The organism is Haemophilus sp. 27098_8_127, from assembly GCF_041433495.1.
Classification (GTDB): domain Bacteria; phylum Pseudomonadota; class Gammaproteobacteria; order Enterobacterales; family Pasteurellaceae; genus Haemophilus_D.
Genome location: NZ_JAPWBP010000002.1, coordinates 296,418 through 321,347, shown reverse-complemented (window position 1 = coordinate 321,347; position 24,930 = coordinate 296,418). Strand labels below are relative to the sequence as shown.

At 38.7% G+C, this 24,930-nt stretch carries 24 protein-coding genes; 14 read left to right on the top strand and 10 right to left on the bottom strand.

Features of this window, described 5'->3' with window-relative positions; genetic code table 11:
- The first annotated feature begins 27 nt into the window (after positions 1-27).
- The 8 genes from lysM to rplA all read left to right on the top strand — a co-directional run bounded on the left by lysM (position 28) and on the right by rplA (position 6,345).
- Positions 28-468 (top strand): peptidoglycan-binding protein LysM, encoded by a 441-nt coding sequence (lysM, locus tag O3746_RS04175; RefSeq protein ID WP_065244619.1) that lies wholly within the window; start codon positions 28-30, stop codon positions 466-468.
- Between the two features lie 213 nt (positions 469-681).
- Positions 682-1,980 carry a trigger factor gene (tig, locus tag O3746_RS04170; RefSeq protein ID WP_371447859.1) on the top strand — a complete coding sequence of 433 codons (1,299 nt, stop codon included), beginning with the start codon at positions 682-684 and terminating at the stop codon, positions 1,978-1,980.
- A 144-nt stretch (positions 1,981-2,124) separates the two neighbouring features.
- A complete protein-coding gene (gene clpP / locus O3746_RS04165; protein WP_049364030.1) occupies positions 2,125-2,706 on the top strand; it encodes an ATP-dependent Clp endopeptidase proteolytic subunit ClpP in 582 nt (193 codons plus the stop codon).
- Positions 2,707-2,715: 9 nt separating this feature from the next.
- Positions 2,716-3,954: an ATP-dependent protease ATP-binding subunit ClpX gene (gene clpX, locus O3746_RS04160; RefSeq protein WP_371447858.1), complete on the top strand. Its 1,239-nt coding sequence runs from the start codon at positions 2,716-2,718 to the stop codon at positions 3,952-3,954.
- 121 nt (positions 3,955-4,075) lie between these two features.
- Positions 4,076-4,492 carry a preprotein translocase subunit SecE gene (gene secE / locus O3746_RS04155; RefSeq protein WP_070868343.1) on the top strand — a complete coding sequence of 139 codons (417 nt, stop codon included), beginning with the start codon at positions 4,076-4,078 and terminating at the stop codon, positions 4,490-4,492.
- 1 nt (position 4,493) lies between these two features.
- Positions 4,494-5,051: a transcription termination/antitermination protein NusG gene (gene nusG / locus O3746_RS04150; RefSeq protein WP_005695227.1), complete on the top strand. Its 558-nt coding sequence runs from the start codon at positions 4,494-4,496 to the stop codon at positions 5,049-5,051.
- 171 nt (positions 5,052-5,222) lie between these two features.
- Complete coding sequence (rplK, locus tag O3746_RS04145) at positions 5,223-5,651, top strand: 50S ribosomal protein L11 (RefSeq protein WP_005695228.1); 429 nt, start codon at positions 5,223-5,225, stop codon at positions 5,649-5,651.
- 4 nt (positions 5,652-5,655) lie between these two features.
- Positions 5,656-6,345 (top strand): 50S ribosomal protein L1, encoded by a 690-nt coding sequence (gene rplA, locus O3746_RS04140; protein WP_005695230.1) that lies wholly within the window; start codon positions 5,656-5,658, stop codon positions 6,343-6,345.
- Positions 6,346-6,501: 156 nt separating this feature from the next.
- Here the strand turns inward: rplA and O3746_RS04135 are convergent, their stop codons facing one another.
- The 7 genes from O3746_RS04135 to eno form a co-directional block, all read right to left on the bottom strand.
- Entirely contained in the window at positions 6,502-7,647 is a 1,146-nt protein-coding gene (locus O3746_RS04135) for an iron-containing alcohol dehydrogenase (RefSeq protein WP_371447857.1), read from the bottom strand.
- A 48-nt stretch (positions 7,648-7,695) separates the two neighbouring features.
- Positions 7,696-8,877 (bottom strand): glutathionylspermidine synthase family protein, encoded by a 1,182-nt coding sequence (locus O3746_RS04130; RefSeq protein WP_371447856.1) that lies wholly within the window; start codon positions 8,875-8,877, stop codon positions 7,696-7,698.
- A 2-nt stretch (positions 8,878-8,879) separates the two neighbouring features.
- On the bottom strand, positions 8,880-9,500 hold the full coding sequence (locus O3746_RS04125) for a hypothetical protein (RefSeq protein ID WP_371447875.1): 621 nt from the start codon (positions 9,498-9,500) through the stop codon (positions 8,880-8,882).
- 7 nt (positions 9,501-9,507) lie between these two features.
- Positions 9,508-10,215, bottom strand: coding sequence for an HAD-IA family hydrolase (locus O3746_RS04120; RefSeq protein ID WP_070590071.1), 708 nt, complete (start codon positions 10,213-10,215; stop codon positions 9,508-9,510).
- Positions 10,216-10,223: 8 nt separating this feature from the next.
- Positions 10,224-10,643 (bottom strand): DUF2251 domain-containing protein, encoded by a 420-nt coding sequence (locus tag O3746_RS04115; protein WP_371447855.1) that lies wholly within the window; start codon positions 10,641-10,643, stop codon positions 10,224-10,226.
- 8 nt (positions 10,644-10,651) lie between these two features.
- On the bottom strand, positions 10,652-11,290 hold the full coding sequence (locus tag O3746_RS04110) for an NUDIX hydrolase N-terminal domain-containing protein (protein ID WP_371447854.1): 639 nt from the start codon (positions 11,288-11,290) through the stop codon (positions 10,652-10,654).
- Positions 11,291-11,361: 71 nt separating this feature from the next.
- A complete protein-coding gene (gene eno, locus O3746_RS04105; RefSeq protein WP_005627703.1) occupies positions 11,362-12,672 on the bottom strand; it encodes a phosphopyruvate hydratase in 1,311 nt (436 codons plus the stop codon).
- Positions 12,673-13,037: 365 nt separating this feature from the next.
- On the opposite strand from eno, the gene O3746_RS04100 reads away from it, so the two are divergent.
- Positions 13,038-14,729, top strand: coding sequence for a DUF4153 domain-containing protein (locus O3746_RS04100; protein WP_371447853.1), 1,692 nt, complete (start codon positions 13,038-13,040; stop codon positions 14,727-14,729).
- A gap of 132 nt (positions 14,730-14,861) precedes the next feature.
- Here the strand turns inward: O3746_RS04100 and O3746_RS04095 are convergent, their stop codons facing one another.
- Both O3746_RS04095 and pyrG read right to left on the bottom strand, forming a co-directional pair.
- A complete protein-coding gene (locus O3746_RS04095; RefSeq protein ID WP_371447852.1) occupies positions 14,862-15,797 on the bottom strand; it encodes a glycosyltransferase family 2 protein in 936 nt (311 codons plus the stop codon).
- Between the two features lie 122 nt (positions 15,798-15,919).
- Entirely contained in the window at positions 15,920-17,557 is a 1,638-nt protein-coding gene (gene pyrG, locus O3746_RS04090) for a glutamine hydrolyzing CTP synthase (protein WP_371447851.1), read from the bottom strand.
- Positions 17,558-17,939: 382 nt separating this feature from the next.
- Here pyrG and O3746_RS04085 point away from each other — a divergent pair, with 382 nt between their 5' ends.
- From O3746_RS04085 to ispH, 5 genes are all read left to right on the top strand, one after another.
- Positions 17,940-19,652 (top strand): molecular chaperone HscC, encoded by a 1,713-nt coding sequence (locus O3746_RS04085; protein ID WP_197545947.1) that lies wholly within the window; start codon positions 17,940-17,942, stop codon positions 19,650-19,652.
- Positions 19,653-21,401 (top strand): J domain-containing protein, encoded by a 1,749-nt coding sequence (locus tag O3746_RS04080; protein ID WP_294838277.1) that lies wholly within the window; start codon positions 19,653-19,655, stop codon positions 21,399-21,401. It abuts the gene before it with no gap.
- Between the two features lie 113 nt (positions 21,402-21,514).
- Positions 21,515-22,885: a bifunctional UDP-N-acetylglucosamine diphosphorylase/glucosamine-1-phosphate N-acetyltransferase GlmU gene (gene glmU / locus O3746_RS04075; protein ID WP_049371771.1), complete on the top strand. Its 1,371-nt coding sequence runs from the start codon at positions 21,515-21,517 to the stop codon at positions 22,883-22,885.
- Positions 22,886-23,001: 116 nt separating this feature from the next.
- A complete protein-coding gene (lspA, locus tag O3746_RS04070) occupies positions 23,002-23,493 on the top strand; it encodes a signal peptidase II (RefSeq protein ID WP_294838282.1) in 492 nt (163 codons plus the stop codon).
- Positions 23,490-24,434, top strand: a complete 945-nt coding sequence (ispH, locus tag O3746_RS04065) for a 4-hydroxy-3-methylbut-2-enyl diphosphate reductase (RefSeq protein WP_294838285.1) — start codon at positions 23,490-23,492, stop codon at positions 24,432-24,434. The genes lspA and ispH overlap by 4 nt, the downstream gene beginning before the upstream one ends.
- Positions 24,435-24,482: 48 nt before the next feature.
- Here ispH and O3746_RS04060 read toward each other — a convergent pair whose 3' ends face one another.
- Entirely contained in the window at positions 24,483-24,854 is a 372-nt protein-coding gene (locus tag O3746_RS04060; protein ID WP_178163589.1) for a DUF305 domain-containing protein, read from the bottom strand.
- Positions 24,855-24,930 lie beyond the last annotated feature (76 nt).

Below are 24,930 nucleotides of genomic sequence, written 5' to 3'. Positions count from 1 at the left end.
AAACAAACATACAAAAGGAACTTTAAAATGGGTTTATTTGATTTTGTCAGTGACATAGGTAAGAAAGTTTTCTCTAAAGAAGAAGAGGCGTCTAAAGCAGTGACTCAACACATCGCAGAAGACAATCCAGGTGTGGAAAACTTATCTGTTACCGTTGAAAATGGTGTAGCAAATATCCAAGGTGTGGCATCAACTGCAGCGGCACTAGAAAAAGCAGTATTAATGGCGGGTAACATTCAAGGTATCCACTCAGTAACGAGCGATGCAAGCATCAATAACGGTGAAACCTTAGGCAGTGATGAAACATTCTATGTAATCCAAAAAGGTGACACCTTGTGGAAAATCGCTGAGAAAGCTTACGGAAATGGCGCAAAATATACCGCTATCGTTGAAGCGAACAAAGAAGTGATTAAAGACGCGGATAAGATTTTCCCAGGTCAAAAAATTCGTTTGCCGAAAGGTTTATAATTCGATAAAAAGTGCGGTTATTTTTGACCGCACTTTTTTCTTTATCAAAAATTGTTGATAAATTGTGCAATTTTAGCCGGTTTTCCATTGAATTTTCCGGTTTCTATCGACTGTTTGATTTTCTTTCGCTATAATTTGGCAGTTTTTTATTTTTACAAACAATAACGTGTTCGGTGTGGTTTTTACCGAGTGCAACATTAATTGAGGTTACAAATGTCATTAAATATTGAAACAACTCAAGGTTTAGAGCGTCGTGTGACGATCACCGTTCCAGCTGAAGCTGTAGAAAAAGCAACTCGTGAAGAATTCAAACGTGCAGCAAAAAATGTACGTGTTGATGGTTTCCGTAAAGGTCACGTGCCAGCTCACATCATTGAACAACGTTTTGGCGCATCAATTCGTCAAGATGTATTAAACGATTTATTACCACGTCATTTCTTTGATGCAGTCATCGCTGAGAAAATCAACATCGCAGGTCGTCCAACTTTCGCTATTGAAACATTCGAACCTGGTAAAGATTTATCATTCACTGCAACTTTCGAAGTATACCCAGAAGTTGAATTAAAAGGCTTAGAAAATATCAAAGTTGAGAAACCAACTGTTGAAATCACTGAAGTTGATATCGATAAAATGATTGAGGTATTACGTAAACAACAAGCCACTTGGGTTGAAAGCAAAGCCGCAGCGAAAGCAGATTCTCGCGTAACCATCGACTTCGTTGGTTATGTTGATGGCGAAGAGTTCGAAGGTGGTAAAGCAACTGATTTCGTTCTATTCATGGGCCAAGGTCGTATGATCCCTGGTTTTGAAGAGGGCATCGTAGGCCACAAAGCAGGCGAACAATTTGATATCAATGTGACTTTCCCAGCGGAATACCATTCTGAAAACTTAAAAGGTAAAGATGCAAAATTTGCGATCACCTTGAAAAAAGTAGAAGAAATGGAATTACCAGAATTAACTGATGAATTCGTTGCTAAATTTGGTCCAAACACCAAAACTGTGGCAGATTTACGTGCAGAAATCCGTAAAAACATGGAACGTGAATTGAAAAACGCATTAGTTTCTCGCGTTAAACAACAAGTCATCAACGGTTTAATCGAACAAAACCCAATTGATGTTCCAGCTTCTGCAGTAGAAGAAGAAATCAATGTATTACGTAACCAAGCAGCACAACGTTTCGGTGGCAATGCACAACAAGCGGCACAATTACCACGTGAATTATTTGAAGCGGATGCAAAACGTCGTGTTCAAGTCGGTTTATTATTCTCTGAAGTGATCAAATCAAACGAATTGAAAGCGGATGAAGAACGTGCGAAAGCAATGATCGCGGATATCGCTTCTGCTTACGAACAACCAGCTGAAGTAGTTGAATATTACAGCAAAAATGAAGAGTTAATGAACAACATTCGCAACGTAGTATTAGAAGAACAAGCAGTTGATGCCGTTCTTGCTAAAGCTCAAGTGACTGAAAAAGCGTCTTCATTTGATGAGATCATGAATCCACAAGCATAATAATTGATAGAACGTGAATTAAATTCACAGGTATATCATCGAAAAGTGCGGTCGTTTTTTTCAATGAAAAGCGACCGCATTTTGTTTTTACTGATTTTCGGGTAGAATATTGCCCGATTTTTTAGCACATATTTAGGGGCAAAAATGAGTGTAATTCCTATGGTTGTCGAACAAACCTCTCGTGGTGAACGTTCGTATGACATTTATTCCCGCCTATTAAAAGAGCGCGTGATCTTCTTAAGTGGTGAAGTGGAAGATCGTATGGCAAATTTGATCGTGGCACAGCTACTTTTCTTAGAATCAGAAGATCCGAAAAAAGATATCAATATTTATATTAACTCACCAGGCGGTTCAGTGACTGCGGGTATGGCAATTTACGATACCATGCAATTTATTAAACCGGATGTGCGTACTCTTTGCATTGGTCAAGCTTGCTCAATGGGCGCATTTTTACTTGCAGGAGGTGCAGCAGGAAAACGTGCGGCATTACCGAATGCACGAGTGATGATTCACCAACCGTTAGGTGGTTTCCGTGGACAAGCATCAGATATTCAGATCCACGCACAAGAAATTTTAAAAATTAAACAAACCTTAAACGAGCGTCTTGCTTTCCATACTGGTCAAAGTATTGAACGTATCGAAAAAGACACCGATCGTGACAACTTTATGTCGGCAGAAGAAGCAAAAGCTTACGGCTTAGTGGACGATGTGTTGATTAAACGTTAAGGATTTAACATGACAACAAATGATAACGATCTTCACTGTTCTTTCTGCGGAAGAGAAAAAAGTGAAGTAGGTAAATTAATTGCGGGTACAGATGGTTATATTTGTAACGAGTGTATCGAGCTTTGCCACAGTATGTTAGACGACAGTGGTGAAATCGAAACACCTAGCGAACTGGCAGTTGAAGAAAAATTACCAACCCCACACGAAATTCGTGCTCACTTAGATGATTATGTGATTGGGCAAGATTATGCGAAAAAGGTCTTGTCAGTGGCGGTTTACAATCACTATAAACGCTTACGCACGAACCACCAAAGCAATGATGTGGAATTAGGTAAAAGTAACATCTTGTTAATTGGTCCAACAGGTAGCGGTAAAACCTTATTAGCACAAACCTTGGCGCGTCGTTTAAATGTGCCTTTTGCTATGGCTGATGCGACGACGTTAACTGAAGCGGGTTATGTGGGCGAAGACGTGGAAAATGTGCTGCAAAAATTATTGCAAAACTGCGATTACGATACAGAAAAAGCAGAGCAGGGCATTATCTATATTGATGAAATTGATAAAATTAGCCGTAAATCAGAAGGCGCATCTATTACTCGAGATGTGTCTGGTGAAGGTGTGCAACAAGCCTTGTTGAAATTAATTGAAGGCACTATTGCGTCTGTACCGCCACAAGGTGGACGTAAACATCCTCAACAAGAAATGTTGAAAGTGGACACCTCAAAAATCCTCTTTATTTGTGGTGGGGCATTTGCCGGCTTAGATAAAATTATCGGTAAGCGTACACAAACTGATACTGGAATTGGTTTTGATGCGAAAGTAGAGAAGGAAGAAGAGAAAGAAAATCTTTCTGAATTATTCCGTCAAGTTGAGCCAGATGATTTAATGAAATTTGGTTTGATTCCAGAATTTATTGGTCGTCTTCCAATGATTGCGCCATTAAGCGAATTAGATGAAGAAGCGTTGATTCAGATCCTTACTCAACCGAAAAATGCACTGACCAAACAATATCAAGCATTATTTGGCTTAGAAGATGTAGAGCTTGAATTTACACCAGAAGCATTGAAAGCGATGGCGAAAAAAGCTCTTGAACGTAAAACCGGTGCGCGTGGTTTACGCTCAATTGTTGAGGCTGTATTGTTAGATACGATGTATGATTTACCTTCAATCGAAAACTTGAAAAAAGTGATTGTGGATGAAGAAACGATCGTTGACAACAAACCACCAAAACTCGAATATAAAAATTAACAGAAAGTGCGGTTGTTTTTTCTGACATTTTTCATAGGCAATTCCGAAAGAAAATGCTACAATCGCACGTTCTGAAATTAATCTAAAAATTATTTATCCCTTATTTTATACGGATTCAATTATGGCAACTGAAATTGTTGAGAAAAAGAAACACGACCAAGAACAAGTCGTAGAAGGAAAATCAAAAGGCTTAAACACGCTTCTTTGGATTCTTTCTGTGGCATTTTTTACCGCAGCAGCAATTGGTAACGTTTATTTTAAAGAAGTCTTTTCTTTACCTGTGCGTGTAGTTGGCGTAGTTGTCGCCTTATTAATTGCCTTTGGTTTCGCTGCAATTACTAACCAAGGTACAAAAGCTCGTACATTCTTTAGCGAAGCAAAAGTTGAAGGTCGTAAAGTGGTATGGCCAACTCGTGCAGAAACACGTCAAACAACTTTAATCGTTATTGCGGTAACGGTGCTTACTTCTTTATTCTTCTGGGCAATTGATTCAATTATCATTGCATTGATTAACTTCTTAACTGATTTGAGATTCTAAAATGAGCGAAACTGAAAACGTATCCAAAAAACGTTGGTATGTATTGCAAGCATTCTCAGGCTTTGAGAGTCGTGTTGCAATCACATTGCGTGAATATATCAAACAACAACAAATGGAAGATCAGTTTGGCGAAGTGTTAGTGCCGACTGAAGAAGTCGTTGAAAACGTAGCAGGTAAACGTCGTAAAAGCGAACGTAAATTCTTCCCTGGCTATGTATTAGTTGAAATGGCAATGAACGATGACACATGGCACTTAGTGAAAAGCGTACCACGTGTAATGGGCTTTATCGGTGGTACACCAGATAAACCAGCACCAATTTCTAAACGTGAAGCGGATTTAATTTTAAATCGTTTAGAGCAAAGTGCTGAAAAACCACGTCATCGTAAAGAATATCAACCAGGTGAAGAGGTGCGTGTGACAGAAGGTCCATTCGCAGACTTTAATGGTACGGTTGAAGAAGTAGATTACGAAAAAGGCCGCTTAAAAGTGTCTGTATCTATCTTCGGTCGTGCAACACCAGTTGAGCTTGAATTTGGTCAAGTGGAAAAAACACGTTAATTTCCTTTTTCCAAAACAAGAGATTTAATGACCGCACTTAAACAATAAAGTGCGGTTGTTTTTCGAGTAGTTTTTCTACTTGAAATTTCGAGGCTGATTAATTAAAATACAGCCTTTCATTAACAGGGGAGCCGATTTCGGCGTTATCACCCATTTAGAGGAAACTAAAAAATGGCAAAAAAAGTCCAAGCATACGTTAAGTTGCAAGTTGCAGCTGGTATGGCAAACCCATCACCACCAGTTGGTCCTGCATTAGGTCAACAAGGTGTGAACATTATGGAATTCTGTAAAGCATTCAACGCTCGTACTGAGAGCATTGAAAAAGGTTTACCAATTCCAGTTGTTATCACTGTATATGCAGACCGTTCATTCACTTTCATTACTAAAACTCCACCAGCAGCAGTATTATTGAAAAAAGCTGCGGGTATCAAATCTGGTTCTGGTAAACCGAACAAAGATAAAGTGGGTAAAGTAACTTTAGATCAAGTTCGTCAAATCGCAGAAACTAAAGCAGCAGATATGACTGGCGCGACTATCGAAACTAAAATGAAATCAATTGCTGGTACTGCTCGCTCAATGGGCTTAGTGGTGGAGGAATAATACGATGGCTAAATTGACTAAAAAAATGAAAGCAATCAAAGCTGGCGTAGATTCTACTAAAGCATACGAAATCAACGAAGCAATCGCGTTATTAAAACAATTCGCAACCGCTAAATTCGTTGAAAGTGTTGACGTTGCAGTAAACTTAGGTATCGATCCTCGTAAATCAGACCAAAACGTTCGTGGTGCAACAGTATTACCACACGGTACTGGTCGTGAAGTACGCGTAGCTGTGTTCACCCAAGGTGCTAACGCAGATGCAGCTAAAGAAGCTGGTGCTGATTTAGTAGGTATGGAAGATTTAGCAGAGCAAATCAAAAAAGGCGAAATGAACTTTGACGTTGTTATCGCTTCTCCTGATGCAATGCGTGTTGTTGGTCAATTAGGTCAAGTATTAGGCCCACGTGGTTTAATGCCAAACCCTAAAGTTGGTACCGTAACACCAAACGTTGCTGAAGCAGTTAAAAATGCTAAATCTGGTCAGATCCGTTATCGTAACGATAAAAACGGTATCATCCACACAACAATTGGTAAAGCAAACTTCTCTGAAGTTCAATTAAAAGAAAACCTTCAAGCATTATTGGCTGCTTTAAACAAAGCAAAACCAACTACTGCAAAAGGTATCTTTATCAAGAAAGTAAGCATCTCTACAACTATGGGTGCTGGTGTGGCTGTTGATCAAGCTTCACTATAATTAAGCGTTAAAACTTAATTCAAATTAACCGCACTTTGGGTAACTAAAGTGCGGTTATTTTTTACATGCTTTTCAATAAAGTGAAATATTGAGAATATAAAAAGAACGGTCAAATTCAAAATACAATGGAATTTGACCGCTCTTTCTTATGAGAGGTTATTTCGCTAAAGCGAAAATGGCTTCAATAGCTTCTTTAGTATACGTTTTTTCCACTTTCGCTCTGATTGCAGTTTGAGCCGCATTTTCAATAATTTCAGCTAAGGTTTCATCATCAATACCAAGTTGTTCAAGACTCGTTGGTGTGCCGATTTTATCAAACCAGGCTTTTAAGGCTTGAATACCATCTTCAGCCTTATCTAAGCCAAATATTTCTTTAGCAAAGCGTTTGAATTGAGCAGGTCTTTGAGATTGGTACCATTGCATCCACGCAGGCATAATCACAGAAAGCCCTGCGCCATGTGGCACATCTGAAATCGCACTCATGGAATGCTCAATCATATGATTTGGGAAACCGTAAGGTGAGATACCTAAATGCGTTAAACCATTTAACGCAAGTGTAGCCGCCCAGGCAAATTCACCACGTGCATTGAGATCTTGTGGATCATTAAGCAAGATTTCGGTGGTGCGAATAACGGTTTTAATATTGCTTTCTACTAAGAAATCAATAATTTCAGGTCGATATTCCGCCGTGAAGTAGGCTTCAATAGAATGAGCAATAATATCCGCAGCAGAATACACTAAATAATCACGGCTGACGGTCGCTTGTAATTTTGGGTTAATTACCGATACTTTCGGGAATAAATGATTGTTGTGAATCGAATATTTTTGCTGCGTTTCTTCATTGGTAATGACTGAGCCCCAGTTCATTTCACTGCCTGTTGCTGCAAGGGTGATTACATCAAAAATCATCAATGCTTTTTGCACCGGTGTGCCTTTAAAGAAGTCCCAAGTATCACCGTCATAGCAGGCACCAGCCGCGATTGCTTTCGCACTATCAAGGCAAGAGCCTCCACCGATACTCAGCACACTATCTGCACCAAAGGCTTTCGCCATTGCAACAGCTTCACGGACTTTGCTGATTGTCGGATTGCTTTTCACCCCGCCACATTCAACGTATTCAATTCCATGCTCACGCAAGCTTTTCGCCACATCTTCAAATAAACCGGATTGTTTGACACGCTCACTACCATAGATAATTAAGGCCTTTTTTGCACCGTATTCGTGCATATATTTCCCCATCTCTTTTTCTTTATCGAGACCAAATTCAATGCGAGTAGGGTTTTGAAAACTAAATGGATACATATTTATCTCCTTATTATCTATTAAGTGCGGTCAGTTTTTGCGTTGTTTTTATTCTATAAAGTAATGCGGAATAAAGTGGCTATCATTGCCGGTAACTGGGGTAAAATCTTCTCTTAATCCGATGCCGCATGCCACATCACCCACTACCCAAGAACCAATCATAGGGTACATGCCATCAAAATTTGGCAGTTCAAATTTTTGTTGATAGATGTAACCAGCTTGATCGTAAAAGGCTGAATGTTCGCTACCTTTGGCGGCAAATTCTAGACCATTACGTTTTTCATAGTAAGAAACATTGGCCCCCTCACGGCCCAGCGTCGGTTTTTTCACCCATATTGATTGGCGATCGGTAATATCATGTTTACTAAAGTAAGCAGGTAGTAATAATGGGTGATTTGGGTACTTTTGCCATAATTTCGCCAATAGCACTTTATTGCTTAATAGTAATTTCCACGCCGGTTCAATAAAGGTGGTGGATGAGTTAAGCATGTGTGGTGCATATTCTGTCGTGGTCATCCATTCAAGTGGGTAGAGCTTAAATAAACAATCAATAGGTTGATTATTCAGATCGAGGAATTGCTGACTGTCTTTATCGTAGCCCACATCTTCAATAGCGAGCTGATGAATATGCCAACCTGCGTTGTAAGCCACATCCGCCAAGTAATCAATATTGCCCCAATCTTCACGTCCCGCTTCTTGCATGGCACTAAAATGGAAATTTTTTAGCCCTGTTTGCTGTTGAATAAACTGAAAGCGATTGAGCAATTCTTCGTGAATCCAATTAAATTGGTCACGATGCGCTAAGCCTTCAATTTGCTCTAACCATTGCCATTGCACCACAGCAGCTTCAAGCAGGGAAGTAGGGGTGTCGGCATTGTATTCAAACATTTTGAGGTTTTCACCGTCATAACCAAAATCAAAACGGCCATATAAGTGCGGTACGTTTTTAGCCCATGTTTGTTCAATCAGATTTTTCTGCAAATCGGTGAAGCGATAATGGGCATAATCACCTTGTTTGATTTGATCGGCAACAAAATCCATACACATAGCGTGCAATTCGTTGGTGGCGTCTTCAATACGATCGATTTCCGCTAGGGTAAATTCATATGCCACATTGTCCGACCAATAATGGGAGCCATCAGAGGAAGGTAGATTATAGTAATCAAAGCCCACATCTAATAATTGTTGCACCATATTGGGACGAGTAGGAAAGCCCGTGATTCGTTTCATATTTAACCGCCTGAACTACGGCTGCTACTTGAGCTTTTAAAGCCACCGCGTGAAACTGGTTTGCTGTAAGTGCTACCAGCATTGCCTTTTACTAATACAGGCTTACCAACAGAACGATTGGTTTGCGGTTGGATAACTTGCCCTGTTGGTGTTGAAACGGCACGGTTGCTTGGATTGTAGCTAGGCCCTAAAAATGAGCCCATCGTACGCGCGATCATATAACCCATTGCGGCACCTGCAATCGCACTACCCATACTGCCGTGTCCTTCTCCTGTTGCAGAGCTCGTGTGGCTTGTTCCCTCTGCGCTGCTTGAATCACCAGAGTGAGTTGCTCCATCAGGATTTAAGGTTTGTTTAACGGTCTGATTGTCTTCTGACCATTCACTATTATTGCTTGGACGTGTATTTAAATTGCCCGAGAGAGAGGAGCCAGAGCCAGCATGTGCTGTGGTGGTGCTGTTATTTTCATTAGATTGGTCAGCTTCGCATAATTCGATTTTTTGCCAATCGGCTAAACAATCCTCAAGGCTATTATAAACATCTCGTTGAACTTGCTCTTCTGAGCAGCCGCCCAATAAAGCCACAATGGAAAGGCTGACGAGAACTTGATTTTTCTTTTTCATCATAGGGTTAAAGTGTTAATAATTCAGTTAAATGATTGATTTCTAATGTAGGCAAAACACTTGCTTCAGTAAATGAATTGAGGTTTTTGCCTGATAAATTAATCCATACCGCTTGGCAGCCGGCTTGAATGGCGCCTTGAACATCCGTGGTTAAGTTATCACCGATGTGTAAAATTTCACTTGGTTTTACGCCAAAATAATGGGCGGTTTGGTGGAACAAATCTTGATGAGGTTTCGCTCTGCCTTGCTCTCCACCACGTAAGTTCAGCTGAAAGTGTTCAAACCCAATGCGTTTTGCAATTACATTACCATTGGTAATCACGCTAAGCGGGTAGCGATCTTTCAGTTGATTCAGCACTTCAATACTTTCTGCGGGTACATCAATTTTATGTCGCCATTCAATAAACTCTTCCATGGCAATCGCTAAAGTGCGGTCAATTTCAACCGCACTTTTACCATGATGCGTCAGTAAGTGCCGTAACGTTTCGACACGCCAGGCAATCACATCTTCAGCAATCAAGGGATCTTTCTCCGCCAGTTGCCATTTCCATTCTCGCCAATATTCTAGAGTGAAGTCGCTCAGTTGAGCCTGTTCTTGCACACATTGAAGAAAGCGTTCTTCGGCTAAACGAATGACGTCACTGTTATCGTAAAGGGTGTCATCAAGATCAAAACTCATGACCTTGAAAGGCTGAAGACCGCGGTAAAATCGCATAGTTAATCCTATTTAATGGAATTGACACCAAGCCATGCTGTTGCACGTTCATTGGTGATTTCTTCGTGTGTCCACATGCTCATTAAGTCAGGCTGAGGATGCTTGTTGGTGTTATAGCCGATCAAATGAGCAAAATCAAATACGGCATGTGGATAGCCGTTAATAAGCAATAAGGCTAAATAACCACTTTCATCCCAGCAGATTTCTAATTTACGTGCTTCGTGGTGATTGCGAGTGTTATCGACGTTATAAACATGTAAGCAATCGACAATAGGCTGCGCATTTTGACGCATATCTAACGCATAAAAATAGCCTGTTTCACCGTCATCTTCAAACATCACCGCCAGATGATCATGCACTGTCGAGTGTGTGCCGACTTGTTTTGGTTGACCGAGAAAGAGTTGATCTTCGAGGGTTAAATGTAACATGGTATTTCCTAATCAAATTGTGTAGTCCAGTGACTACTATGGTGTGCTTGAAAGCAAAGTTCAACCTGTGCGGGCGTATTTTTTTCTTCATTCATTGGTGGCAGTTCACTCAACGCAAAATAGGCAGATTGAACGGTTTCACTATTTGGTTGAAATTCACCACTTAATGGTTCGCACATGACGAAGGTTTTGAGTACAGGATGCGCAAAAGGCGGAAAATTTCGTTTATGTTGTTCGTGAATAGCAATAATGAAAGTCGGTTTAACATTAAGCCCCGCTTCTTCGCGTACTTCTTTAATCGTATTACTATGAATGGTTTCTAGCACATCTATCCAGCCGCCAGGCAGTGACCAAAGTCCATCATTTTCTTGTACTAATAAAATTTTATCATCTTTGAAAATAGCTGCGCGCGAATCGATTTTAGGGGTTTGATAACCTGCCTCATTGCAGAAAAGTGATCTAACGGTTTCTTTTGGGATTGCTGTTTTATAAGCGAGCATTTCAGCAGACAAATCCCGCAAGCGTTCATAGCGTTCAATATCATAGATATTTTTGCAATAAGTTAGCCCGTTTTGTGCAATGCTTTGAATTTCGATAGCCCAAGATAACCAAGGTTCAGTAAGCAGTGAATCAGATTGTGTCTTCATAAAAACACCTTAAAAAAACACCGCACTTTTGTGCAAAGTGCGGTGATATTTTATAGTAAATTCAGCGTGAATTACGCTTGACCTTTAACCGCTTTTAAACCTAAGAACGGAGCTGGTGTGCCAGCACGTTCTAATGCTTCTTCGATACGGATTAATTGGTTGTATTTCGCAATACGGTCAGAACGGCTCATAGAACCAGTTTTGATTTGACCTGCTGCTGTACCAACCGCTAAATCAGCGATAGTTGCATCTTCGGTTTCACCTGAACGGTGAGAGATCACAGCGGTGTAACCTGCATCTTTAGCCATTTTGATTGCTGCTAAAGTTTCAGTTAAAGAACCGATTTGGTTGAATTTGATTAAGATAGAGTTTGCAATACCTTTTTCGATACCTTCTTTTAAGATTTTGGTGTTAGTTACGAATAAGTCGTCGCCCACTAATTGAACGCGGTCACCTAACACTTTAGTTTGGTATGCAAAACCATCCCAGTCAGATTCATCTTGACCATCTTCGATAGACACGATTGGGTATTGTTTGGTTAATTCTTCAAGATAGTGTGTGAACTCTTGAGAAGTGAATGAACGGCCTTCGCCTTTCATTTCGTATTTGCCAGTTTCTTTGTTGTAGAACTCAGAAGATGCACAGTCCATTGCTAAAGTCACGTCTTTACCCAATACATAACCTGCTTTTTCTACAGCTTCTTTGATACATGCTAAAGCGTCAGCGTTAGATGCTAAGTTAGGTGCGAAACCACCTTCATCACCTACAGCAGTGCTCATGCCTTTAGATTTTAATACTTTCGCAAGGTTGTGGAATACTTCAGCACCAATACGAAGTGCTTCGCGTAATGTTTTCGCACCAACTGGTTGAATCATGAATTCTTGGATATCAACGTTGTTATCTGCGTGCTCACCACCGTTGATGATGTTCATCATTGGTAATGGCATAGAGTAAACGCCTGGCGTGCCGTTAAGTTCTGCGATGTAAGCGTAAAGAGGTAAACCTTTAGACGCAGCTGCTGCTTTTGCGTTTGCTAAAGATACCGCTAAGATTGCGTTTGCACCGAAGTTAGATTTGTTTTCAGTACCGTCTAAATCGATCATGATTTGGTCGATTTCAGCTTGGTTAGACGCTTCTTTACCCACTAATGCATCTGCGATAGGACCGTTTACAGCCGCAACCGCTTTTAATACACCTTTGCCTAAGAAACGAGATTTGTCGCCGTCACGTAATTCTAATGCTTCACGAGAACCAGTAGATGCACCTGATGGAGCAGCTGCTAAACCAACGAAACCACCTTCAAGATGAACTTCAGCTTCTACAGTTGGGTTACCACGAGAGTCGATGATTTCACGACCAATGACTTTAACGATTTTTGCCATTTTGTTTTCCTCTGTTTAAAGTTAATTAAAATTAGTTAGGCGAACCTAAAACGGGAATATAATAAAGCAAATTTAGAAATTTGTCTTGGAAAAATGACCGCACTTTGATCTGTATCTTATTTTTCAATCAAGTGCGGTAAGTTTTTGTCTCTTTTTCGCCAATTATTTCTTTTATTTCAGTGGAATTGCCTTCAAAAGTTGGTTACAGTTGCACGAAATTTCGTATTATTTTACGACGAATTATTTATTCTTAATTGAGACTTTCTTGCATTGAAAAAGGAATCATTATGTCTCTTTCGACTTTTTTTCACCAAACCAAAATACGAATAAAATCAGCGATATCAACTCATCCGATTGAAATCTTCATGATTGCTACGTTTGCTCTTGGGATTTGGTTTGTGGATATGAATTCAGAAAAAGATCATTTAGCTTATTGGCTATTTGAGCCGATGCTGTTTGCCTTTATTTATTTATCTCGCCCTTATGCTTGGTATCGCTTTTCGTGGATTGTGCCGCTCATTGCTGTTTTCACCATTTGGCAAGTAAATGATAATGCTGATTTTTATGCTTATAGCTCTAAGTTTTGGGGCGCTCAATTTATTGTATTATTGATATTATGTGGTTTTCCATTTGTCAGAAACAATCAAGCCTTTACTTATCGTAATTTTACGACGCTATATTACATCACGTCATCCATTGCTGGCTGGGGGCTCGTCTCTGGTTTGGTCGCTGCAATTTTGGCTTCAATCAGTGCATTATTTAATATTGATTTTAGTGAATGGTTTCAAAAGCATCTTTATTCCTCAATTACCGCATTTTGTCTTCCTTTGTTCTTTTTGGTCTTTCAACAGCGCCAAGAAAATACAGAGATGACGCTAAATCGTAGCGTTGAAATTTTAGTAAATTTTATCTTAGCGCCAACCTTAATGATTTTTACTGTTCTACTTTATGCTTATGTGGGCAAAATTATCTTAGCAGGGGCGTTGCCAAAAGGAATGGTGTCGAATATTGCGTTGCCTTACTTAGTTGGAGGTTTAGGTATTTACGCTTTACGTAGTATTAGTGTTAAAGCAAATTGGGACAGTTTCTTTAAGTTTTTTCCATACCTTTCCACTGTGCCCATTGTATTGTTATGGTTGGCCATTGACCGTCGAATTAGTGCCTATGCTTGGACTGAGCAACGGATTTATTTAGTGGCATTAGCCTCGGCGATTACGATTGCTTATGCTATTTTAATCATCCCTAAAATTCGTCAATATCGTTTGATTTCTGTCGTTGTAATGGCCGCAATTTTTGCCATGACTTGGGTGGTGGAACCCAAAGAAATCGCTTATCAAAGCCAAACAGAACGTTTTGAGCATTTACTCACAAAGCTTAATTTATCTGATGGGCAAGGAAAAATTCGTGATGATGTGGATTTTTTAACTCGTTTAGAAAATATGCCAGAAAACGAACGCCAAGATTGGAATGAATTAGATGATGTATCTGATTATTTAGTCCATCGTTTGGACTTAGGGGCTTATGACGGCTCTAATTATGAGGATAAACGAAAAGCCTTTGTACAAAGATATGGTGAAAAAGCGAATGAACTGATTTCATTGGATGTTTATGAGCATTCTTTCCGTATCAATGATAGCGACATTATGGCGCAGCAAAATAGTCCGATTAGAGAAGCGGAGTTTGAATGGTCATCAATTGATGTGAGTTCGTATAAAAAATGGATCCATGTGCCAGTCTATCAATTCTATCGAGTGGACGATAACAGCTCGAAAAAAGAAGAGAATGAGTCAAAAGAACGAGCCGAAGTTTGTTTTGTTGAAGAGCATGATAGATATTGTACTGATATGGATCGGCATATTAAACAGGTCTTTCAACAACATCATTTAGACTCAATGAAAAAACTGGCGGAATCAGATCTCAAACTCATCCGTAAAGACTTACTAAAAATTGATGCTCCAGATTTCGCGATCTATTTAGGTTCACTTGAAATGCAATTTAGTCAAGAAAAGGGCTATCACTACAAGGAATTAACCGTCGAAGCCATTTTTGAGAAATAGGTTAGATACGTAAAGTACGGTGATGTTATTGCAAAAAATTTGGCTAAAAATGACCGCACTTTGATATTAAAACGGATAAAAATTTCCCTAATCCTATTCAGATTGGGGAAGTAGTCTGATGAAGTAAAAGCTTTATTGCGTTCTTTGATACAAAAGCTTTTTCAAGAATTGTGTATGTGCATCTAAAATACTAAACATCGTTTCCCGATCTTCACCAAATAGTGAGATTTCATTATTTGAACGCACTTTGTCATAAGCTGAAAAGGCGATTTCAAACTCTTCAGTGCGTAATTTAATGCTTTTCCCGTGCAATATAAGGCTTAGTAAGCTGACTTCTTTAGATGTTAATTCTGGAAATAAATGACTTATCCATAGCTCCATAGAGTATTGAATAGACTCGCTAATTTTGTCATGTATTTTACTCGCTTGGCCTTGATGTATCCGATAAAACAATAATGGCTCTGGTAAATTCGCAAATTTCTTTTGATGTAATGCACATTGTACCCACATATGAAAATCGGGCGCTGTGGCTGTTTGTGCATAATTGATCGCGAGTGCCTTGATACTAGAATGTCGCCACATTGAAGAGGGATTAATGATATTGTCACGAGCTAAAGAAAAATGTGCTTTTATATCTTTATCTAAAAGAGGAAGTGTACTTACTTTAGACATTTTATCAGTTTGCCCATCATTAAAGAGCAGTGCATTACTTCCTAAAATATCAATTTCGGGATGCTCATCTAAATATTGAACTTGTTTTTCAAAACGATGTGGCACACAAATATCATCGGCATCCATGCGTGCAACATATTCAACATTCATATAGTTAAGCATATCCATGGCAAATTGCATGACAGCAGGTTCACCTTGGTTTTGAGGTAAATGGTAAACACGTAAGCGAGCATCTTTTGTCGCATAGCTTTCGAGAATGTCACCTGTGTTATCGGTAGAAGCATCATTAACTGCCAGAATACAAAAATCACTAAAGGTTTGATTCAACAATGAATCTAAACATTCAGTGAGAAAATTTTCTGCATTATATGCGGGTAAAATAACAGCAAGTTTCATTTTTAGTTATCCATTATTAAATGAGTGAATAAGGCACAGATGATATTATTCCCTATTAATACAAAGTGCGGTCAAAAACACAAGGATTTTTGACCGCACTTGTTCATTGAATTATCAGTAAATTATTTTTCAGTTTTTAACTGATTTTCTCTGGCTGCTTTGACAAAACCTTCGAATAATGGGTGGCCATCACGTGGTGTTGATGTAAATTCAGGATGGAATTGACATGCCACAAACCATGGGTGGTTTGGTACTTCAATGATTTCCACTAATTTACGATCCGCAGATAAGCCAGTCACTTTAAGACCTGCTTTTTCAATTTGTGGAAGCAGATTATTATTCACTTCATAACGGTGACGGTGACGTTCTTCAATGGTTTCTTTGCCATATAATGCACGCGCTTTTGAGCCTTCAATTAAATGACATTGTTGTGCCCCTAAACGCATCGTACCACCGAGATCTGAATTGTCATCACGGGTTTCAATGTGACCTTCAGCATCTTGCCATTCTGTAATCAAACCAACAACAGGTTGCTCACAGTTACGATCAAATTCAGATGAATTCGCTTTCTCAAGACCTGCAACATTACGCGCATATTCGATTAATGCAATTTGCATCCCTAAACAAATGCCAAGGTAAGGCACATTGTTTTCACGTGCATATTTTGCGGTCAAAATTTTGCCTTCTACACCACGATAGCCAAAGCCGCCAGGTACTAAAATACCGTCAACGCCTTTTAATATGTCAGTGCCTTTGGTTTCAACATCTTGAGAGTCAATATATTTGATATGCACGCTTAAACGGTTTTTTAAACCTGCGTGTTTTAAGGCTTCATTCACTGATTTATACGCATCTGGTAATTCAGTATATTTACCGACCATACCGATGGTCACATCGCCTACAGGGTTCGCTTCTTGATAAAGCACTTGTTCCCATTCTGAAAGGTCCGCTTCTGGACAGTCTAAGTGGAAACGTTGGCAGATGAATTCATCTAAACCTTGTGATTTTAATAACGCAGGAATTTGGTAGATTGAATTCACATCTTTTAATGAGATCACCGCACGTTCTGGCACGTTACAGAATAAAGCAATTTTTGCACGCTCGTTTGGTGGAATCATGCGATCTGAACGGCAGACAAGCACATCCGGCTGAATACCAATCGAAAGTAATTCTTTTACAGAATGTTGTGTTGGTTTGGTTTTCACTTCACCTGCAGTCGGGATGTATGGCACTAACGTTAAGTGCATAAAAATAGTATGCTCACGTCCTACTTGCACGGCAAGTTGACGCAGTGCTTCTAAGAATGGAAGTGATTCAATATCACCCACAGTTCCGCCTACTTCCACGATGACCACATCATGGCCTTGCGCACCAGCAATCACGCGATCTTTGATTTCATTGGTGATGTGCGGGATAACTTGAATTGTCGCACCTAAATAATCACCACGACGCTCTTTGCGTAATACTTCAGAGTAAATTTTACCGGTGGTGAAGTTATTGCGTTTTGTCATTTTGGTACGAATAAAACGCTCGTAGTGACCTAAGTCTAAATCGGTTTCCGCCCCGTCTTGTGTCACGAACACTTCGCCGTGTTGGGTTGGGCTCATTGTACCCGGGTCCACGTTGATGTAAGGGTCTAATTTCATAATAGTCACGTTTAAGCCACGTGCTTCTAAAATTGCTGCCAATGATGCTGCAGCAATACCTTTACCTAACGATGAAACCACACCGCCTGTGACGAAAATATAATTTGTAGCCATAGTGAGAGACCTAAAATGTTGGGATAAAAATGATTATAGCCAATCATCTTTTATGCAAATTTGTGCAGAATACTGAAAAGTGCGGTCAAAAATAAAAGAAAAAGATGATTAGCTATCAAGACGGGAGGATAGTTTACAGGATTTGAAATTTTTATACAATCTTGTCTTGTCAGGAATGTATGAAAATTAAATGGCTTATCATATTCTCCATTCTACGATAGAATACGCCGGCCTTTCAGCTATATATGATGCATAAATAGAGTTAAGGACACTGAATCTAAATATATTAATTATTCTAGGTAAAAAATAGATTACCTAATTTATAAAATAAGTTAAATTTAGCAAGATTTTCATTTCACTTGCTTGATATAAAGGAATCAAGATGACTACATTACAGCTTGGCATAGACCTAGGTACAACGAATAGCCTGATTGCACAATTTATTGATGGTGAAACTAAACTTATTCCTAACCGTTTGGGGCATTTTTTAACTCCATCTGTTGTTAGTATGGCTGAGGATGGCACTATTCTTGTTGGTCTTGCAGCTAGAGAACGTTTATCTACGGCTCCAGGTCATACTGCTGCTGCATTTAAACGTTTTATGGGTACAGATAAACGTTTTCATCTAGGTAATCAGCAGTTTAGAGCTGAAGAGCTTTCGGCATTAATTTTAAAAAGTTTAAAAGAAGATGCGGAAGCATATTTACAACAAGAAGTTAGAGATGTAGTAATAACCGTACCTGCTTATTTTAATGCAATCCAGCGTCAGGCAACACAACAAGCAGCACAGATGGCTGGGCTTAATGTATTGCGATTACTTAATGAACCAACAGCTGCTGGACTAGCCTATAATTTACAGGAAAAACCAGATAATACTCGTTTCCTTATTTACGATTTGGGTGGTGGTACTTTTGATGTATCAATTTTAGATTATTTTGATGGTGTTGTTCAGGTTTCTGCTAGCGCAGGGGATAATCATCTCGGTGGAGAGGATTTTTTGCAAGCTTTGAAACATTGTTTCTTGCAACGCTGCACTGAGCTTTCTAAGTCAGATATTGAAAAATTGAATTTACAGAAAGATATTTGGCAACCACTTGAAATAGCTAAACGTCAATTGAGCCAAGAGTCAGAGGTCGATATTTCGATTAACTTTGAAGGGAAAGAATATAAAGCAAGAATTACTCGAGAAGATTTTCAACAAGCTTCTAGTGTTCTTTTTTCTCGGTTACGCCAGCCATTAGAACGAGCCTTACGTGATGCTCGATTAAATCCTGAACAAATTGATGGTATTATCCTCGTAGGGGGGGCAACCAGGATGCCAATGATTAGCCGTTCGATTGTTCAACTGTTTAAAAAAATTCCCCAGTTAGGAGTTAATCCTGATGAAGCTATTGCAAGAGGTGCGGCAATTCAGGCTGCATTAATTTTCCGTAATCAACATTTGGATGAAGTGATTTTAACAGATGTAATGCCTTTTTCTCTTGGTACTGACACGTCAATTAATCTTGGTAATGGGCGTATGTCTCATGGGCATTTTAGTCCAATTATTGAGCGTAATATGCCAGTTCCAGTTTCTCGTTCTAAAAATTTTGTTACTGCTCTGGATAATCAAACTGAAATCAAATTTGATATATTGCAAGGTGAATCACCTTTAGCTAGAGAAAATCTGCTATTGGGTGAGATGATTATCAAAATCCCTCCTCTTCCAGCAGGTGAAATTAGTATTGATGCAAGATTTAGCTATGATATCAATGGGTTGTTGGAAGTTGATCTTATTAACCAAGAATTAAATATTAATGCAAATAAAGTTTTTAAACAAAATGCGCTTACATTAACCGAGGATGATATTAAGCATTCTCGTGCTAGGTTAAGAGCTTTAAAAATTCATCCTAGAGATCAAGAAAAAAATATTTATCTTATTGAAAAAGCCAAACGTATATATGAAGAATATCTTGGTGATAATCGTCATATGATAAGTCAATATTTGGCTCATTTTGAAAGTGTATTAGATAGCCAAGATCAAGTAAGTATTTTACGCGAACAAAAAGACTTTGAAGCGTTTTTAGCCAAGTTTGACGGTGGATGGATACTATAAATGAATTGTTGGGAAGTTTTAGAAATTGAGCCTACAACAGATGAGCGTGAAATTCGTCGTGCTTATGCTAAAAAACTAAAAGTAACTCGTCCAGATGATGATCCAACTGGTTATCAAGTGCTTAGAGACGCTTTTGATGAAGCGTTAAGAATAGCACCTTATCTTGATAAATTGGAGGACGAAGTCGATATTAAGGAAGATTTTTGCGAGAAATCTAAATCTGAAAATACGATTGATTTTTTCGGAGATTTGTCAAAAAACGCACCACTAGAAATTCAACCATATGAACCTGAAGATCCTTATGATGAATCTCAATATGAGTTCGAAATTCGAGATATTAATCAGTCTGGTGCTAGTGAATTTACTTATACTGAATCTGATGCATTACTCAATGAGGTTTATCGTATTATCAATATGGAAGGTGAGCAAGAGTTAGAAAAACAATGGAATAGATTTTATCTTGCCTTAAATCAACTTCCAATGGAACAAACAGAATATATTTCTTGGCAGATGTGGAATTTGCTGCTGGATGTTCGGCTTGAAAATGTATTTGTTTGGAAACAATGGTCAGAGTATTTTAACTGGCATAGTGATTATAAGTTTGCACAGAATTGCAATCCAGAGTATTTGATTTATATTCAAGATAAGGTTCAATTAGCAACGGATCTTATTAAGGATAAAGAGGATTACACGACAGAGCTAAGGCAAATACCAATGCCAATATTAAAAGCTGTGTATCAAAGAATATCTCAAAGAATGAGTTATATATTGACATTATTTTATCTTATTCTGATTTCTCCCTTTACAAAGGCGGAAGAGGCTAGATATCAGTGGGAATATAACCAAATAACAAGTCAAATCCCTAGATTGCAAGATGTTTTCCTTTATGCTGTTATCTGTAGAGCAACATTACTAATAGGAATAATGATTTTTTATGTACCTTATATTATGTTTGAAAGTACAGGGTTTGAATATAATACGAAAATTAGATTGCTAAGGTTTTTAGTACAGTCATACGCATCTTTTTTTATTATATTAATTATAGGAGGGGTACTTGCTTCGTTGATTATTTATGCAAAATCTCTTATCTATAAGCCTTCTCTGCAAGTAACAGAAAAGAGTATGATTATAGAAGGAATAATTCCTCTTATAATTTTGATTATCTCTATATCCCTTGTATCTGACATGGTTAATAATCCAGTTTATAATTTTATTATTACTTCAATAATTGCTTTGGCTATATCAAAATCTTTAGATGAAGACTATAACTTTTGGGCTTCACATTTTGTGCCTGGGGCTATTATTGTCGTTATTTTATTAAGCTTTGGTATTATAACTATTTATAGTTTCTATATCGTTATCGCTAGTATTGTATTGTGGGTAAATATTAATATCTTAGTCGTTAATTTTAAATTTAGTATTATTAAGCGGTTTATGGATGTTGATTATGGATTGTCTGATAAGTTATTTACTTTAACTAATATCCTAAGATTACCAATTAACTTTGTTGGTTTGATTTTCTATTGGATTTTCTTTTTACCATTTCATTCGGCAAGATTGTATTTTTATGTTCGAACAAGAGTAGTTTTCTTCGATATTACAGTGTTTGCGTTGATTTTAAGCCTTCCATTTTTATCTTTTGTTGGGGATTATTATGCTTTCTTTTATGCCTTAATGATATATTTCTCAGTCATTATCCAATTTCAAATTAAGAATTGGGTGTTTAGGCAGTTAGGTATTGTCTTGTAGTTTATTAGGCACATAATAGTAATTTTCATCTATCGATATGTTATGTCAAAGATAAGTGCTTATCAGTTTGTTCTACGATAGAATGAATAAAATTTTAGTAGTAAGGGGAATTTATGACAAATAAAGCATTAAGCGTGGTGATTTTAGCGGCTGGTAAAGGCACTCGTATGTATTCTGATTTACCTAAAGTCTTGCACAAAGTGGCAGGTAAACCGATGGTAAAACATGTGATCGATACGGCAAATCAATTAGGTGCGGAAAACGTGCATTTGATTTATGGTCACGGTGGCGAATTAATGCGTGAGCGTTTAGCAAATGAAAGCGTGAACTGGGTGTTTCAAGCTGAACAATTGGGAACAGGACATGCTATGCAACAAGCAATGCCTTTTTTCCGTGATGATGAAAATGTTTTAATGGTGTATGGCGATGGCCCAATGATTACACCGGAAACATTGCAAAAATTAATCGATGCGAAACCTGAAAATGGTATCGCAGTGTTAACGGTCGTATTAGATAACCCAACAGGTTATGGTCGAATCGTACGTGAAAATGGCAAAGTTGTAGGGATTGTTGAACAAAAAGATGCAACGCCTGAGCAACTCAAAATTCAAGAGATTAATACAGGTGTATTAGTTTCAGATGGTGCAAGTTTCAAAAAATGGTTAGCGCGTTTAGATAATAATAATGCTCAAGGCGAGTTTTATATTACTGATGTAATTGGCTTAGCTCATCAAGATGGTTGTCCGATTGTGGCTGTTCAAGCAACTGATTTTATGGAAGTTGAAGGGGTAAATAATCGCCTACAATTAGCCAAAATGGAACGCTATTATCAACGTAAACAAGCAGAAAAACTTTTACTTGCAGGCGTGATGTTGATTGATCCTGAGCGTTTTGATTTACGCGGCACATTAGAGCACGGTAAAGATGTTGAAATTGATGTGAACGTGATTGTGGAAGGCAATGTGCGCTTGGGTGACCGTGTAAAAATCGGTGCAGGTTGCGTATTGAAAAACGTGACTATTGGTGATGATGTTGAGATCAAACCTTATTCTGTTTTAGAAGATGCGACAATTGGTGAGAAAGCGGCGATTGGTCCATTCTCTCGTTTGCGTCCAGGTGCTGAATTAGCCGCTGAAACCCATGTGGGTAACTTTGTAGAAATTAAAAAATCCACAGTGGGTAAAGGCTCTAAAGTCAACCATCTGACTTATGTTGGTGATACCGAAATCGGTGAGAACTGTAATATCGGTGCGGGTGTGATTACTTGTAACTATGACGGTGCAAATAAATTTAAAACAATCATTGGTAACAATGTTTTTGTTGGCTCAGATACGCAGTTAGTTGCGCCAGTTACTGTAGCCGATGGCGCAACGATCGGTGCGGGCTCAACGATTACTCAAAATATTGAGAAAGATGAGCTTGTGATTACTCGTGTGCCGCAACGCCATATTCAAGGTTGGCAAAGACCGGTGAAGAAAAAGTAATTAACATTGCAAGGCGAACTAATGTGTTCGCCTTTTATAATTTGATGTCTTTTACTTTATAAAGGCTATTCGAGTTGTTAAAATCATCGTCCATTTATAAAGACAGATAATTTCCTATGACAAAACATAAAACAGGACTTTCATTCCTTTGGTTAAGTGCGGTTGCATTTATTCTCGATTTACTGACTAAATATATTGTGGTGCAACGCTTTGATCTCTATGAAAGTGTGAACATATTGCCCGTTTTTAATTTAACCTATGTGCGTAACTATGGCGCAGCGTTTAGCTTCCTTGCTGAACATGATGGTTGGCAGAAATATTTCTTTATCGTGCTTGCGATTGGGATTTCTTTAATGCTGGCTTACTTTATGAAAAAGAATTCTGTAGAGCAAAAATTACAAAACTCAGCTTATGCACTGATTATTGGCGGTGCGTTAGCCAATATGGTGGACCGTGTGTATAACGGTTTTGTGGTGGATTTCTTAGATTTTTATTGGGATATTTATCATTATCCGGTATTCAATGTGGCAGATATTGCGATTTGTATTGGTGCGGGTTTATTAGCATTAGATGCCTTTAAAGGTGATAAAAAGAGCGGTCAAAAATGAAGATAATTTTAGCCAATCCTCGCGGATTTTGCGCGGGTGTCGATCGAGCCATTAGCATTGTTGAATTAGCGCTTGAAATTCATGGTGCACCGATTTATGTCCGTCACGAAGTGGTGCACAACCGTTTCGTGGTAAATGGTTTGCGTGAGCGTGGAGCGATTTTTGTGGAAGAACTGAGCGAAGTGCCTGATGGCGCTATTGTGATTTTCTCCGCTCATGGTGTGTCACAAGCCGTTCGTCAAGAAGCGAAAGATCGTCAGTTAAAAGTGTTTGATGCAACTTGTCCGTTGGTAACCAAAGTGCATATGCAAGTGGCACGTGCGAGCCGTAAAGGGACAAAAGCGATTTTGATCGGGCACAAAGGGCATCCAGAAGTGGAAGGCACAATGGGGCAGTATAATAATGCTGAAGGTGGCATTTTCTTAATTGAAAGCGTAGAAGATATTGCTCGTTTGCCGGTTCAAGAAAGTGATGATTTAACCTTTATGACGCAAACCACACTTTCTCTTGATGATACGGCGGAAACTATCAGTGCATTGAAAGACAAATATCCTGCGATTCAAGGCCCACATAAAAACGATATTTGCTATGCCACAACTAATCGCCAAGAAGCGGTGCGTGAATTAGCGAAACAATGTGATTTAGTGGTGGTTGTAGGCTCTAAAAACTCATCGAATTCTAATCGTTTAGCTGAGTTGGCATCGCGTATGGGCGTGAAATCAAAATTGATTGATGATCCAAATGATGTGACGGCAGACTGGTTTGAAGGCGTTGAAACAATTGGCGTAACAGCAGGCGCTTCAGCACCAGAAGAGTTGGTGCAATCCGTGATTGCTCGATTAAAAGAATTTGGTGCCGATACTATTGAAGAGCTTCAAGGCTTAGAAGAGAATATGTTCTTTGAAGTGCCAAAAGAGTTAAGAATAAAAGAAGTGAACTAATTCGATTAAAAAAGTGCGGTTAATTTACCGCACTTTTTTTGTGTTATTTTATTTTTTATTGTGTACTTTAAGCCATTTTTGCATTTGTTCAATTTCTGCTTGTTGAGCGTTAATAATATTCTCAGCAAGCTTACGCATCTCAGGATCTTTTCCGTATTTTAATTCAACTTCCGCCATTTTTACTGCACCAATATGGTGTGGCAACATACCTGCTGCAAAAGCGACATCAGGATCTTGATATTGCATAGCTGCCATCATGTCCTGATGCATTTGATTCATACCTTGCATTAATTCTTGTTGCATTGCAGAACCTGTTGACATTGGCATATTCATGTGTGCTTGGTGCTGTTGTTCATTCGCTTGGGCACAAATTGAAACTGCAGCAGCGCTAAGTGTAATAAAAGTCATAAGTTTTTTCATGTTTTGCTCCTATGTGGTAACTGAATGAGCGCAAATCATAAACGTTAACCTAAGGTTAAGGTCAATATTTATTCCG